Annotated in this window: 16 protein-coding genes; 12 read left to right on the top strand and 4 right to left on the bottom strand. The window is 42.3% G+C overall.

Annotated features, from left to right (window positions below; genetic code table 11):
- Positions 1–16: 16 nt before the first annotated feature.
- From dinG to MKX38_RS10900, 8 genes are all read left to right on the top strand, one after another.
- Positions 17–2,812, top strand: coding sequence for an ATP-dependent DNA helicase DinG (dinG, locus tag MKX38_RS10935; protein ID WP_339187148.1), 2,796 nt, complete (start codon positions 17–19; stop codon positions 2,810–2,812).
- 142 nt (positions 2,813–2,954) lie between these two features.
- The gene (locus MKX38_RS10930; RefSeq protein ID WP_015251828.1) at positions 2,955–3,125 is read left to right on the top strand and encodes a YpmA family protein; all 171 of its coding nucleotides are present in this window, start codon (positions 2,955–2,957) and stop codon (positions 3,123–3,125) included.
- An 8-nt stretch (positions 3,126–3,133) separates the two neighbouring features.
- The gene (gene tseB, locus MKX38_RS10925) at positions 3,134–3,619 is read left to right on the top strand and encodes a cell wall elongation/penicillin-binding protein regulator TseB (protein WP_046381142.1); all 486 of its coding nucleotides are present in this window, start codon (positions 3,134–3,136) and stop codon (positions 3,617–3,619) included.
- A gap of 22 nt (positions 3,620–3,641) precedes the next feature.
- Positions 3,642–4,823 (top strand): aspartate transaminase AspB, encoded by a 1,182-nt coding sequence (aspB, locus tag MKX38_RS10920; protein ID WP_003230667.1) that lies wholly within the window; start codon positions 3,642–3,644, stop codon positions 4,821–4,823.
- Positions 4,824–4,966: 143 nt separating this feature from the next.
- Positions 4,967–6,259, top strand: coding sequence for an asparagine--tRNA ligase (asnS, locus tag MKX38_RS10915; RefSeq protein WP_004398777.1), 1,293 nt, complete (start codon positions 4,967–4,969; stop codon positions 6,257–6,259).
- Positions 6,260–6,351: 92 nt separating this feature from the next.
- Positions 6,352–7,050, top strand: a complete 699-nt coding sequence (dnaD, locus tag MKX38_RS10910; RefSeq protein ID WP_004398499.1) for a DNA replication protein DnaD — start codon at positions 6,352–6,354, stop codon at positions 7,048–7,050.
- An 18-nt stretch (positions 7,051–7,068) separates the two neighbouring features.
- Positions 7,069–7,728: an endonuclease III gene (gene nth, locus MKX38_RS10905; RefSeq protein WP_009967580.1), complete on the top strand. Its 660-nt coding sequence runs from the start codon at positions 7,069–7,071 to the stop codon at positions 7,726–7,728.
- The gene (locus MKX38_RS10900; RefSeq protein ID WP_009967579.1) at positions 7,725–8,219 is read left to right on the top strand and encodes a YpoC family protein; all 495 of its coding nucleotides are present in this window, start codon (positions 7,725–7,727) and stop codon (positions 8,217–8,219) included. The genes nth and MKX38_RS10900 overlap by 4 nt, the downstream gene beginning before the upstream one ends.
- A gap of 75 nt (positions 8,220–8,294) precedes the next feature.
- On the opposite strand, the gene MKX38_RS10895 is transcribed toward MKX38_RS10900, so the two are convergent.
- Complete coding sequence (locus tag MKX38_RS10895; protein ID WP_317680636.1) at positions 8,295–11,045, bottom strand: PBP1A family penicillin-binding protein; 2,751 nt, start codon at positions 11,043–11,045, stop codon at positions 8,295–8,297.
- Positions 11,046–11,066: 21 nt separating this feature from the next.
- Positions 11,067–11,687, bottom strand: a complete 621-nt coding sequence (gene recU / locus MKX38_RS10890) for a Holliday junction resolvase RecU (protein ID WP_004399067.1) — start codon at positions 11,685–11,687, stop codon at positions 11,067–11,069.
- Positions 11,688–11,727: 40 nt separating this feature from the next.
- Here recU and MKX38_RS10885 point away from each other — a divergent pair, with 40 nt between their 5' ends.
- On the top strand, positions 11,728–12,690 hold the full coding sequence (locus tag MKX38_RS10885) for a DUF2515 domain-containing protein (protein ID WP_080529462.1): 963 nt from the start codon (positions 11,728–11,730) through the stop codon (positions 12,688–12,690).
- Between the two features lie 24 nt (positions 12,691–12,714).
- On the opposite strand, the gene sspM is transcribed toward MKX38_RS10885, so the two are convergent.
- A complete protein-coding gene (sspM, locus tag MKX38_RS10880; protein WP_003225606.1) occupies positions 12,715–12,819 on the bottom strand; it encodes an acid-soluble spore protein SspM in 105 nt (34 codons plus the stop codon).
- A 198-nt stretch (positions 12,820–13,017) separates the two neighbouring features.
- On the opposite strand from sspM, the gene MKX38_RS10875 reads away from it, so the two are divergent.
- Together MKX38_RS10875 and MKX38_RS10870 are read left to right on the top strand one after the other, a co-directional pair.
- On the top strand, positions 13,018–13,263 hold the full coding sequence (locus MKX38_RS10875) for a YppD family protein (RefSeq protein WP_004398488.1): 246 nt from the start codon (positions 13,018–13,020) through the stop codon (positions 13,261–13,263).
- 45 nt (positions 13,264–13,308) lie between these two features.
- Complete coding sequence (locus MKX38_RS10870; RefSeq protein ID WP_003246080.1) at positions 13,309–13,680, top strand: YppE family protein; 372 nt, start codon at positions 13,309–13,311, stop codon at positions 13,678–13,680.
- Positions 13,681–13,718: 38 nt separating this feature from the next.
- On the opposite strand, the gene MKX38_RS10865 is transcribed toward MKX38_RS10870, so the two are convergent.
- Positions 13,719–13,907 carry a YppF family protein gene (locus MKX38_RS10865; RefSeq protein WP_003230690.1) on the bottom strand — a complete coding sequence of 63 codons (189 nt, stop codon included), beginning with the start codon at positions 13,905–13,907 and terminating at the stop codon, positions 13,719–13,721.
- Positions 13,908–14,094: 187 nt separating this feature from the next.
- On the opposite strand from MKX38_RS10865, the gene MKX38_RS10860 reads away from it, so the two are divergent.
- Positions 14,095–14,472 (top strand): YppG family protein, encoded by a 378-nt coding sequence (locus tag MKX38_RS10860; protein WP_004398696.1) that lies wholly within the window; start codon positions 14,095–14,097, stop codon positions 14,470–14,472.
- The last annotated feature ends 12 nt before the right edge of the window (positions 14,473–14,484 follow it).

Genomic DNA, 14,484 nt, shown 5'->3' with positions numbered 1-14,484 from the left:
TGAGGTGTCCATTTTAATGAATAAGCAACGGTTCGTTGTTATAGATGTAGAGACAACAGGGAATTCGCCGAAGAAAGGCGATAAAATCATACAAATCGCAGCGGTTGTAATCGAAAATGGACAAATTACTGAGCGGTTTTCAAAATACATTAATCCAAATAAATCAATCCCTGCTTTTATTGAGCAGCTTACTGGAATCTCTAATCAAATGGTAGAAAATGAACAGCCATTTGAAGCAGTTGCTGAAGAAGTATTCCAATTGCTTGATGGCGCTTATTTTGTCGCCCACAATATCCATTTTGACCTTGGATTTGTCAAGTATGAGCTACATAAGGCGGGCTTTCAGCTCCCAGATTGTGAAGTGCTTGATACTGTCGAGCTCTCACGCATTGTTTTTCCGGGATTTGAAGGGTATAAGCTGACGGAATTAAGCGAGGAGCTTCAGCTGCGGCATGATCAGCCGCACCGGGCTGACAGCGATGCTGAAGTGACAGGGCTTATTTTTTTGGAAATCCTTGAAAAGCTGCGGCAGCTTCCTTATCCGACTTTAAAGCAGTTAAGAAGGCTTTCGCAGCATTTCATCAGTGATCTGACGCATTTGTTGGATATGTTCATTAATGAAAACAGACATACCGAGATACCGGGCTATACGCGCTTTTCTTCGTTTTCTGTCAGAGAACCTGAAGCTATCGATGTTCGTATAAATGAGGACGAGAACTTCTCATTTGAGATCGAAAGCTGGGAAGCGGGAAATGAAAAAGCGCTGTCAGAGTTAATGCCTGGGTATGAAAAAAGAGACGGCCAAATGATGATGATGAGAGAGGTGGCTGATGCGTTTGCCAATCGTGAGCATGCGCTGATTGAAGCTCCTCCAGGCATCGGAAAAACGATTGGCTATCTGATTCCGGCTGCGCTTTTTGCCAAGAAATCAAAAAAGCCGGTCATAATCAGCACGTATTCGACGCTTTTACAGCAGCAGATTCTCACAAAGGATTTGCCGATTGTCCAAGATCTGTTTCCATTTCCGGTAACAGCGGCGATTTTAAAAGGGCAATCGCATTATTTATGCCTGTATAAATTTGAGCAGGTGCTTCATGAAGAAGATGATAATTATGATGCCGTACTGACAAAGGCACAGCTTCTCGTTTGGCTGACAGAGACAAATACAGGAGATGTAGCGGAACTGAATTTGCCTTCAGGCGGAAAATTGCTGTGGGACAGATTGGCTTATGACGATGACTCCTATAAAAGAAGTCGCAGTGAGCATGTGATCGGTTTTTACGAGCGGGCCAAACAGATTGCTATGCGTTCCGATTTGGTGATCACCAATCATTCTCTTTTGCTGACCGATGAAGGCAGCCATAAAAAAAGGCTTCCCGAAAGCGGCACATTTATTATTGATGAAGCACACCATTTTGAACGTGCGGCAAGCGAACATTTAGGGAAAAGAGCCACGTACATAGAATTGCATACGAAATTGAGCAGAATCGGCACTCTGAAGGAGCAGGGACTTCTAAAAAAGATGAGACAGCTATTCCAGCGAAACAGCCTGCCGGTTGATTCATTTTTCGAATTGGAAGAGTGGCTTCAGCACGTTCAAGCAGAAAGTGATGCTTTCTTTAGCTCTGTACATTCTTTTGTCAAACGAAGAAAACCTAAAGAAGACTTAAACCGTCTAGTGTTTAAGGTGAACAAAGAAAGCCAGGATAAAAGCTGGTCGATCTTAACAGATGGTGCGGAGAGGCTTTGTTCCATGCTGACACATTTGCAGCAGCTTTTTGAGGCGCAGTCATCCCTTATGGAAAAACATTTGAAGGGCATGAAGAGCAAAACCGTCTTTTTAGCCGATGAATACCAAAGAAGCATGAAAGGCTTGCAGCATTACTGTCAGACGTTGCAGAAGCTCTTCTTTGGCTCTGATGACGATGAAGCGGTTTGGATTGAAATAGATGCAAAGGGTGCGAAAAATGCAGTGGCCATTTACGCACAGCCTCTTGAACCTGGTGAACTTCTGGCTGATCAGTTTTTCGCGCGCAAAAATAGTGTGGTGCTGACATCTGCAACTCTTACAGTCGAAGGTTCTTTTCAATTTATGATTGAACGACTGGGACTGAGTGACTTTTTCCCGCGGACAATGAGAATTGAGTCACCCTTTTCTTACGATGAGCGTATGCAGGTGATGATTCCAAAAGAAATGAAATCAATTCAGGATACAGGGCAACCTGAATTTATACAGGATACAGCCCGTTATATCGAACTGATGGCAAAGGAAAAACAGCCTAAAATCCTTGTGCTGTTTACATCCCATGATATGCTGAAAAAGGTTCACCAGGAGCTTAAGCATAACATGAGTGCTTCCGGCATTCAGCTCTTGGCACAAGGGATTACAGGCGGAAGTCCCGGCAAGCTGATGAAGACTTTTAAAACATCCAATCAGGCGATCCTGCTCGGAACAAATCATTTTTGGGAAGGCGTTGATTTCCCTGGTGATGAGCTGACGACAGTAATGATCGTGAGGCTCCCATTCCGGTCCCCTGATCACCCGCTTCATGCTGCAAAATGTGAGCTTGCCCGCAAAAAAGGAAAGAATCCGTTTCAAACAGTGTCATTACCGGAAGCTGTGCTGACCTTCAGGCAAGGAATCGGACGCTTGCTGCGTTCTGCGGGAGACAAGGGAACGATTATTATATTGGACAGACGGATTAAAACCGCTGGTTACGGCCGGCTGTTTCTTGATGCCTTGCCGACAACCTCAGTATCCGAAATGACTGACAGCGAGCTTGAAGCTTATGTTGCAGGGAGAAAAGAATAAAAGCCGCATAAAGCGGCTTTTGCGGTGTGGGAGTAGGATGGTGTTTTATTTAAAAGCGGATTTCCCGCTCTGTGATACTAGTATGGCGTGTCCTGAAATGGAGTATGACTAACAATATTTGTTCAAACTGGAGGATGAAAAAATGGAAAGTAAAATCGAAATTCTTTCAACAATTAATGTAGAGCATTCTGATGATCTGTATAAAATTGTGGACACATTGAATCGTACACTGAAAAGAGAAAATCTGATGTTCGGCCTTGCGCTGGATGAAGAAAACAAAAACCAAGCCGTTTTTACCATTTATCGTACGTAGGTGAGAAGATGAGAAAAAAAGCATTAATATTTACCGTCATTTTTGGTATTATTTTTTTAGCAGTACTTCTTGTCTCGGCAAGCATTTATAAATCAGCCATGGCACAAAAGGAAGAGGGGCACGAAGCAGCAGCTGCTGAAGCTAAAAAAGAAACCGATCTCGCCGATGTTGATCAAGTCGAAACATTTGTCGGAAAAGAAAAATATTATGTTGTAAAGGGAACGGATAAAAAAGGCACTGCATTATATGTCTGGGTTCCTGCTGATAAAAAAGCAAAAATTCTCTCAAAAGAAGCGAAAGAGGGAATCTCTGAAGACAAAGCGGCGAAAATCATAAAGGATGAAGGGCTGGTTTCAAAGCAAAAAGAGGTTCATCTGGCAAGAGAAGGAAACGTCCTGCTTTGGGAAGTGACGTACTTAGACAAAGAAGGGCAATACAGTTTAAGTTATGTGGACTTTACAACTGGAAAGATTCTCAAAAATATCACGCCTTAAGACGAATTAGGGGGAGTTCAAGTTGAAACTGGCAAAAAGAGTATCCGCATTAACACCATCAACCACACTGGCAATCACAGCGAAAGCGAAAGAACTGAAAGCCGCAGGCCATGATGTCATCGGCTTAGGAGCAGGCGAACCTGACTTCAATACACCGCAGCATATTATTGATGCCGCTGTGCGTTCGATGAACGAGGGCCATACGAAATACACGCCTTCCGGTGGTTTGGCTGAACTGAAAAACAGCATTGCAGAGAAATTTAAACGCGACCAGAATATTGAATACAAACCGTCTCAAATTATTGTCTGCACTGGTGCCAAACATGCTCTGTATACCCTTTTCCAAGTGATTTTGGATGAAGAAGATGAAGTTATTATTCCAACGCCTTACTGGGTAAGCTACCCGGAGCAGGTGAAACTCGCTGGCGGAAAGCCTGTTTATGTAGAAGGGCTTGAGGAAAATCACTTCAAAATTTCGCCTGAGCAGCTGAAAAATGCAATTACGGAAAAAACAAAAGCAATCGTTATTAACTCTCCAAGCAACCCGACTGGTGTCATGTATACGGAAGAAGAACTATCTGCACTCGGTGAAGTGTGCCTTGAACATGATATCTTGATTGTGTCAGATGAAATTTATGAAAAACTTACATACGGCGGAAAGAAACATGTTTCCATTGCACAGCTGTCAGACAGACTGAAAGAGCAAACGGTCATTATAAACGGCGTATCGAAGTCCCACAGCATGACAGGCTGGAGAATCGGTTATGCGGCAGGCTCTGAAGACATTATTAAAGCGATGACGAACCTTGCAAGCCACAGCACGTCAAACCCGACATCAATCGCACAATACGGAGCGATTGCTGCTTATAACGGGCCTTCTGAGCCATTGGAAGAAATGAGAGAAGCATTTGAACATAGATTAAATACGATCTATGCAAAGCTCATAGAAATCCCAGGGTTCAGCTGTGTGAAGCCGGAAGGTGCTTTTTACTTGTTCCCAAATGCAAAAGAGGCAGCTCAATCTTGCGGTTTCAAAGATGTAGATGAATTTGTTAAAGCGCTTCTCGAGGAGGAAAAAGTTGCGATTGTTCCAGGATCCGGATTTGGCTCTCCTGAGAATGTCCGTCTTTCTTATGCAACATCGTTAGATCTTCTTGAAAAAGCCATTGAAAGAATCAAGCGTTTTGTAGAAAAACATAGCTAACAGATCAAAAAGCGGCTGACAGAAAAGCCGCTTTTTATCTGCATTGACCCGGTTAGTTAAGAGCGGGTATAATAAAGTGATGATAAAAGAGTTCGCGGGGCAATGAGCTTCCGAATGTCTTTCTTGTTTTGGAGGGAAATATGTTGAAAACAACAATCAACCAAGTGTACAAGCACGTAGGTGAGGAAGTAACGATCGGAGCTTGGGTCGCTAATAAGCGTTCAAGCGGGAAAATTGCGTTTTTACAGCTTCGGGACGGTACCGGTTTTATTCAGGGTGTCGTAGTAAAAGCGGAAGTGGAAGAAAGCATTTTCCAAACAGCTAAATCAGTGACGCAGGAAACGTCGCTCTATATAAAAGGAATTGTCAAAGAGGACGAGCGTTCTCCGCTTGGATATGAACTTGCTGTGACAGATATTGAAGTCATTCACGAAGCGACCGATTATCCAATTACACCAAAAGAACACGGAACGGAATTTTTGATGGATCACAGACATTTATGGCTGCGTTCAAAGCGCCAGCATGCGATCATGAAAATCCGTAATGAAATCATTCGCGCGACTTACGAATTCTTTAATAACGAAGGCTTCGTAAAAGTGGATCCGCCGATTCTGACTGGAAGCGCACCTGAAGGAACAACAGAACTCTTTGCGACAAAGTACTTTGATGAAGATGCTTATCTGTCTCAAAGCGGCCAGCTCTATATGGAAGCTGCGGCAATGGCTTTAGGAAAAGTATTCTCTTTCGGACCGACGTTCAGAGCGGAAAAGTCTAAAACAAAGCGTCACTTAATCGAATTCTGGATGATCGAACCGGAAATGGCGTTTGTAGAATTTGAAGAAAACCTTCAAGTACAGGAAAATTACGTTTCTTTCATCGTGCAATCAGTTCTTAAGAATTGCAAAATTGAATTAAACACATTGGGAAGAGACACGTCAAAACTTGAGCAAATCAAAGCCCCGTTCCCAAGAATCACATATGATGAAGCGATTGAATTTCTGAAAGAAAAAGGCTTTGACGATATCGAGTGGGGAGATGATTTCGGAGCGCCTCATGAAACAGCGATTGCTGAACATTATGACAAACCGGTATTCATCACTCGCTATCCGACGTCCTTAAAACCGTTCTATATGCAGCCGGCTTCTGACCGTGAGGACGTTGTGCTTTGCGCTGACTTGATTGCGCCGGAAGGCTATGGAGAAATCATCGGCGGGTCTGAACGAATTCACGATATGGAACTTTTGGAATCGCGTCTTAAAGAACATGGACTGGATTCTGACGCATATAAATGGTATGCTGAACTTAGAAAATATGGATCAGTTCCTCATTCCGGCTTCGGCCTTGGATTAGAGCGGACAGTAGCTTGGATCAGCGGAGCGCCTCACGTTCGTGAAACGATTCCGTTCCCAAGACTGTTAAACCGTCTGTATCCGTAATACATTCAAATGAAACAAAAAAGAGTCTCCTGCAAGGGAGACTTTTTACAGTAAAGGGGCAATCACAATCCTTTACAGTAAGAGGTGTGACGATGAAAAAACAGCAATTTATTGATATGCAGGAGCAGGGAACATCAACCATCCCCAATCTTCTGCTCACGCATTATAAACAGCTTGGGCTTAATGAAACAGAACTTATTCTGCTGTTAAAAATTAAAATGCATTTAGAAAAAGGATCATATTTTCCTACACCGAATCAGCTGCAGGAAGGTATGTCAATTTCTGTTGAAGAATGTACAAACAGATTGCGGATGTTTATTCAAAAAGGCTTTCTGTTTATTGAAGAATGCGAGGATCAAAACGGCATCAAATTTGAGAAATATTCTCTTCAGCCTTTATGGGGCAAGCTGTACGAGTATATTCAGCTTGCACAGAATCAAACACAGGAAAGAAAAGCAGAAGGGGAACAAAAAAGCCTTTATACCATTTTTGAGGAAGAGTTCGCAAGGCCGTTATCGCCTTTGGAGTGTGAAACGCTGGCGATCTGGCAGGACCAGGATCAGCATGACGCACAACTGATCAAACACGCGTTAAAAGAGGCTGTACTATCAGGAAAACTCAGTTTCCGCTACATTGACCGGATTTTGTTTGAATGGAAGAAAAACGGGCTTAAAACTGTGGAGCAGGCAAAAATACACAGCCAAAAATTCCGGCGTGTACAAGCAAAGCAGAATGAACCGCAAAAAGAGTATAAAAGGCAGGTTCCTTTTTACAATTGGCTTGAACAATAAAGTGAAAAGGTGACAATCGTGTTAAATCTAAAACAAATTGAATTCTGTTTAGACAAGATAGGTGACATGTTTCCTCATGCGGAGTGTGAACTGGTTCATTCCAATCCTTTTGAATTAGTGGTGGCTGTTGCTTTATCTGCGCAATGTACAGATGCACTTGTAAACAGAGTGACCAAAACATTATTCCAAAAATATAAACGGCCGGAAGACTATTTGGCTGTTCCGCTGGAAGAGCTTCAGCAGGATATTAAATCAATCGGTTTATATCGTAATAAAGCGAAAAATATTCAAAAGCTGAGTAAAATGATTATTGAAGATTACGGCGGAGAAGTGCCGAGAGACCGCGATGAGCTTGTCAAACTGCCAGGGGTCGGGAGAAAGACCGCAAACGTAGTGGTATCCGTTGCGTTTGGCGTGCCGGCCATAGCCGTAGATACCCATGTGGAGAGAGTCAGCAAACGATTGGGCATTTGCCGGTGGAAGGACTCGGTTCTGGAAGTTGAAAAGACGCTGATGCGCAAGGTTCCCAAAGAAGATTGGTCCGTTACGCATCACCGGCTTATTTTCTTCGGCAGATATCACTGTAAAGCCCAATCTCCGCGCTGTGCGGAGTGTCCGCTGCTTTCTTTGTGCAGAGAAGGGCAGAAGAGGGATAAAAAAGGACTGGTGAAACGATGACGCAAGCAAAAGAAGTGTTGGCTTCCTATGAGCAATACTTGCGCAGTCTTGGCCAGAAGAGTTCCTCGGATATGAAGAAAACCTTGCAGACCAATCCCGTGTATTTTGATTTCTGCACGGAATTACAAGGCGATTTGCCATGGGAGGACAGCGGGAAATACGTTCCGCTTTTATTTGAAGTGTGGGATGACATCAAAGCATCACTTCTCCCAGTCTTTCAAACACGAAAATCGAGATGTGACCAAAACGAAATGTTAAAGGGCATTGTGTGTTTGCTGGCTTCGTTACATTGGACAGCAGGTGAGCCGGTGAAATCGCTCGATTGGCAAGAACTGAGGGAGAAATCATATCCCGCAAAGCCGATTAATTGGGCTGAACGAGTGGAATTTATTCTTCTTAAGCCGACCCAATACCATTGCTTTATTCAGCTTGATGAGCTGATTACCGAAATGAAAAAGCATTTTTATAAATATCATGCGATGAATCGATAAAACCTCCTGTTAAAACGGGAGGTTTTTTATTGTGTACCAAAAAAGCCATCACCCCAAAGGTGACGGCTTTTTTGGTTAATTTGTTTTTTCAATTGATGATGAGTTTGTTTGTGTTTTATTAGATGTGTCTGTTTTATTTTTATTCGTGTCAGAACCTGTTGAATCATTCTTACCAGAGTTCGAATCACCATCCGACGTATCCTGGTTGTTACTGTTGTCGTTATCGTTATTGTTTGATTGGTCTTGGTTATTGTTGTCGGACGGATTGGTGTTCGTATTGTCTTGTTTTTTGTCTTGATCGTTTGTTGAATCATCTGTCTGATCTTGATCCGTCTGACCGTCATCTTTTTGAGAATCATCAGTTTGTGTATCATCCTGAGTCTTCTCATCATCTTGTTTTTCATCATCCGTTTGTTGCTGGTCTTTTTTATCTTCATCGTCTTCAGCTTTTGGCACCTCATAGGATGTGGAAGCTGTACTTTTGCCATCATCACTGACGGCTGTTACTTCGAATTTGTACACAGAACCTGGCTGCACACCCGAAATGACTGCCTCTTTTGCAGAGCTGTTTTGAATTTCTGAGTAGCTGCCGCCGTCAACAGATTGCTTAACAGCAAAGGTCGCATCTCCGTCATAATTCCAGCTTAACGTTAAAGATTGATTGTCTTTATCGTATTTCACGTTTAAACCAGACAGTTTAGCTGTTTCCTCTTTTTCTTCTTTCTCATATGTTTTAGAAACAGTAGAAGGAGCTGTGCCTTTAACAAAGTACTCTGTGAGCTTCTTATCGCTTGGCGTATTTGGCCCTGCCAGTTTTGCAGGGTTTGAGCCTTTTTCTACAGAGGCTTCCACTACGCTGTCAGGTTTCTCAAATGATCCGCTTCCGTCATCGACATCGGCGATGAGCTGGGCGAAGATGCGCTTTGCAATCTGTTGCTCTGTTTTATTTAAAGATTTTTTTCCTATCTTATTTTGAGAATCTACACCTGTCCAAACAGCAGCGGTATATTGAGGTGTATATCCTACAAACCATGAATCTGGTACACCGCCTTGTGCAATATTGTATTTTTGCATATCCGCTTCATCAAAGTTGGTTGTACCTGTTTTACCTGCAACTTCCACTCCCGGAACTTGTGCAAGCTGTCCAGTACCTGTTTTAACAGCTGTTTTCAGCATATCTGTAATCATAAACGCAGTATAATCGCTCATTGCTGACTTTGATTTTGGTGTTAAATCAAGCTTTGTGCCATCGTTAAATTCAATAGACTTTACAAAATGCGGTTCGTTATATGTTCCGTTATTTCCGAATGCACTGTATGCTCCAGCCATAGTTAGAGTAGAGACACCGGGATTACCTTCTCCGAATCCTCCGATAGAATATGATTCATACACTTTTTCTTTATTTAATCCGAGCCCCAGTCCATTAGCAAAATCAACTGCTGCATCTTTTCCGACTGCTTGGAATGCTTTTAGAGCCGGAATGTTACGTGATTGGGCGAGGGCTTCACGCATAGACATGACCCCTTTATAGGAACGGTCAAAGTCTCGAATAGGTGTTCCATCTGAATACGTGTAAGCTGAATCATCAATTTGCTCGTAAGTTGACCATTTTTTATTTTCAATCACTGGACCGTAGTCGAGAATAGGTTTAATGGTAGACCCAGGCTGTCGCTGGGCTTGGGTCGCGTAATTATAGCCACCAACCGTAGAATCTCTTCCGGAGCCAATCGCCCGCACTTCTCCGGTTTTCGTATCGAGAAGGGTAACGCCGCCCTGCATGCCTTCAGTAAATCCGACGGTGTCTCCGTCCATTAATTCATCTAGTTTATCTTGTGCTTTTGTATCTAATGTCGTATAGATCTTTAATCCGTCAGCAGATGGATCGACATCAGATTTTTCATCAATTTCCTTCATAACCTCTTCAACAAATGCGCTGTATTTGTTTGTACTTGCTTTTTCATATTCCTTCTGTGACACGACGCCTTCGTCTTTCACTGCCACTTTTTTCGCTTTGTTATATTGAGAATCAGAAATAAATCCTTGCTTTTTCATCAGACTGAGTACGATGTTCCGTCGTTTTTCCGCTTTATCCGGGTTTTTGACCGGGTTGTACGCTGTTGGGCTCTGCGGCATTCCTGCAAGCGTCGCAGCCTGTTCGACAGTCAATTTGCTTAAATCTGTAACGCCGAAAAATTCTTCCGCCGCTTTTCCGATTCCGTATGCTCTAGGAGAAAAATAAATCCGGTTTAAATACATTTCTAAAATTTCATCTTTAGAGTAATTGCGCTCCAGCTGAATCGAAAGCCATACTTCCTGCACCTTCCGTTTCAACGTTTTCTGATGTGAAAGAAGGGAGTTTTTGACGACCTGCTGGGTGATCGTACTTCCGCCTTCAGCCCCGAAGCCGTCTTTAAAGTTGGCAACTAAAGCACCGCCGATACGGACAGGGTCAATCCCGTGGTGCTCATAAAAACGAGCGTCTTCTGTCGCGATAAAGGCTTCTTTTACAACATCGGGAATTTCATCTATCGAGACGTAGGTCCGTTTTTCGGCGCCGACTTCGGCGATCTCTTTTCCATTTTTATCATAAATCGTTGATGAATAAGGCGTCTTCAATTTGCTTTCATCAAGGGACGGCGCATCAGAAACCATGACGGCAAATGTAACAGCACCGCCGACTACGCCTAAAACAAACAGAATGAGTAAAGTGAAAAGGGTCTTTTTAAACAATCCGCCCTTTTTTCGTTTCTTGCCTTTTTTCGGTGAAGGACTCGACTTGCTGTTCGCTTTTCGTCGAGCTTCACGGCTGTTAAATTGATCTGACATAACATCTCAACCTTTCGTTAATCAACCTTTCGCACCAGATGATGGCGAAAAATAAAGCTGTTCAATAATACTAATATAATCAATTCTGGGTGCGTATCCAAGAGAAATCGGATAAGCTGTTTCTTCCAACTCATCTTTTCGAATTGATTTTCTGCCGTTTTTTTCTTTTCTGTCCCAGAAATAAAACAGCTTATCGGCTTCCAAAAAATAAACCTGGTCGAAAGCGGATATAATAACAAAACAAATACCGTCTTGAGCCTTTACCTGCTTCATATGCTCGATTTGATGGTCATGAAAATTCTGCAGGGGGAAAGAGGTCTTGTTTTTCGTTTCTTTCGCCTCAAAATCAATATACCGCCCTTTGTAAATCCCATTGTAGTCTGTTGTCGATGATTGTTTAAAGTAAGCTTCTTTAATCACTGCGGCACTTCTTTTTGGATAATGGACATTTACAATTTGAACAGGTGTCGGCTTTTTGTGTATAACGGCAATTTGGTTTGTCAGATAATACTTATTCGTTTCGTTTAAGTCATCTTCGAGGGTCATTCCGCGATTACTGTAAGACGGGGCCCTTTTCTGACTGTTTTGGGATGAAACCGAATGTTTCGGCTGAAATGTTTTTCCATTAGGATACCGAATCACTTTCTCATCCTCCTTATTAAACTAATCATGACGGAAGTGAATGAACGTGCAAGAACAACAGGCCATCAGAAAGATTCTGAGCCGGATTGAGCGGCAGACAAAAATAAAAAACGCGGATAACATTTCAAGAACAAATGCTTATAAAGCATTTTACGACCGTCACCCGGAAATCAAATGGTCGCTTTTGGCTTCTTTCGTTTCTCGTAATGCCGGCTGGTCAATGACTGACTTAAAAGGCAGTCTGTTTCAGCTTGGACTCCGTGAGAGACAGCAAGAATGGTTCTTTTTAGCCTATGAAAGAGCGAACTGGCTTATTTTTTCGGATGCCTATCCGCAGCTTCTTTTATACCACTGGTCAAAAAGAGTCGGGAAACCGCTGTTTCATCTTCTGCATGTGTTTGGCGTCTCACAATTTATGTCGGAAGAATGGACCCGTTTTTGGCATGAGCGAAATACGGAGCGGCTAATGTATGCCCTCATTATAAATGAACAAAACACTATCCAAACACCTATTATACAAAATCCTTCGTTTAAAAAGAATGTTTTTGACACGATTCCTTTTTATTTAAGTGACTGGTTTCATTTTAACACCGTTATTTTTCCTTCCTCAAATGGGTTTCTTTATGGCATTTCAGTGAAACGCTTTTCAAAGGCGGAGGAAAGGATAAGGCTGGGTAAGCAGCTGTCTCAATTGCTGTTCAATCCAGAATTGTTCTCCTCTTTTTATCACTTTTTGCACACAGTGCCGCACTCAGGTTCCCGTTTTGATATGGAAAAGATGATCGGGATTACAAAAAGAACATCTCCTATGCTAAGGACATGCTACCCTGAGTTAATCCACTCATTAGACGGAACGAAAACAGATTGGTTTCATGGAAAGATAAAGAAAACGTTCTTTAGGCGCGAGGAATTGCCGAAGCAGATTGAATTGACAGACTGGTATTTACATAAAAAGCGCCAGCTTCATGCGCTTTTTGCGGTGGAGCAGTGGCTGAAAAAATAAAGAAGCAAGGAAATTCCTTGCTTCTTACGTAGAAGGGCGGTTCGGGCCGCCTAATTTTTTATCTAAAGAATCGATTGCCTTTGATTCAGTCTTTTTTTGCTGGCCGGCTTTTTTCGGTCTTGTTTTCATACGGCACCTCCTCACAAGTATCGTTTGCATTAACGAGGAGGATCATACAATTTTTGCGGGTGTTTTTGTCGAAAACTTCAGCTTTTCGTGGAATACCTGTTTGTTTGGCGATTTGCTTCTAGTTTTGTCATGAGGAAGGAAAGAGCCTTGAGAGCAAAGAATGTTAACCGGGAGAGACAAGGAAAGGGAGGTACACGAATGTCCGGTTATGTATGCAAGACAGATATTCTCCGTATGCTTTCTGATATAGAAGATGAATTAACGCGAGCTGAGCAAAGCCTGAATCATTCTGTAAATGCATTAGAGGCTGAGATGCGGGAAACGGAAAACGATCGCCTGAGTGTGCTGGAAGAAGAAATTATAGATCTTCATATTTGTATAAATGAGCTGTATCAATCGCCTGAACACAGGTATGCGTTTGAGAAGGTATACCGCATCGGCTGAATTTGCGAGTGAAATTTGGTACGATAGGCATTGAGGTGAAAGATATTGCTATCACAAACTTTGCTGGAAATGACCGAGCAAATGATTGAAGTTGCTGAAAAAGGCGCTGATCGGTATCAGGAAGGAAAAAACAGTAATCATTCTTATGATTTTTTTGAGACGATAAAGCCTGCAGTTGAAGAGAATGATGAACTGGCTGCTCGCTGGGCAGAGGGTGCTCTTGAATTGATAAAAGTCCGCCGGCCAAAATATGTGCATAAAGAGCAAATTGAGGCCGTAAAGGATAATTTCCTGGAATTGGTCCTTCAATCTTATGTTCATCATATTCATAAAAAACGATTCAAGGACATCACTGAGTCAGTCCTTTATACATTGCACGCAGTAAAGGATGAAATTGCAAGAGAAGACAGCCGGTAAAAGGCTGTCTTCTTTTCGTTTTTATAGGGGGCCGGACGTTAATTCATCTCATATGCCGGGCTTTCTGCTCCATTTGCTTCGAGAACCTTCATACTGTTACGAAACTCAGTTATGCTGAGATGTCCTTGAATATAGAGGAACTTGGCAAAGTCCATCAGTTTATTCATACAGTCTGTTTCATATTTCTTCATTTCTGCAAAACGTTTGCTTAAGTATGATACGTTCATTATGGTGCATCCCCTCTCATCTGTATTGAAAATATGGTACCATAATGATTCGACTTTTTTCTGTTTTTAAAAAATTTAAACTTTCGACACAATTTGACAAATGCTAATCATCACTTGTGACACAAACAATAGAAGTCATTCATACATATATAGAAGAGAAATATGTTGTGTTTAGGGGGGAATCGCAATGAACGGGAGCTCTCGAAGCTATCCTCGGCAAATGGGCTATTATTATCCTCAGCATATGCAAGGATATTATCAGCAGGCTGCACCCGGTTATTTAGAGCAACAACTGCCTCAGCAGCATTATGGACAGCAGGATTATTATCAGCCTTATGCTCCGATCCAGCCTATGCCTATGCAGCCGCCTGTATTTTCTAACCCTTATCCTATCCCAAGGCCTAATCAACAGCAGCCTTCACAATTTCAAAGCATTATGTCGCAGTTCAAAAAAGCCAATGGGCAATTTGATTTTAATAAAATGATGGATACGACAGGTCAAGTAATGAGTGCAATGAATCAGGTCGGATCTTTAATAAAGGGATTTACCAGCTTTTTTAAATGATAGAAGCATGAA

Origin of the sequence: Bacillus sp. FSL M8-0025 (genome assembly GCF_037975475.1) — a bacterium.
Classification (GTDB): domain Bacteria; phylum Bacillota; class Bacilli; order Bacillales; family Bacillaceae; genus Bacillus; species Bacillus subtilis.
Note: the sequence above shows the minus strand (reverse complement) of the source record. Positions and strands in the feature narration are given on the sequence as shown.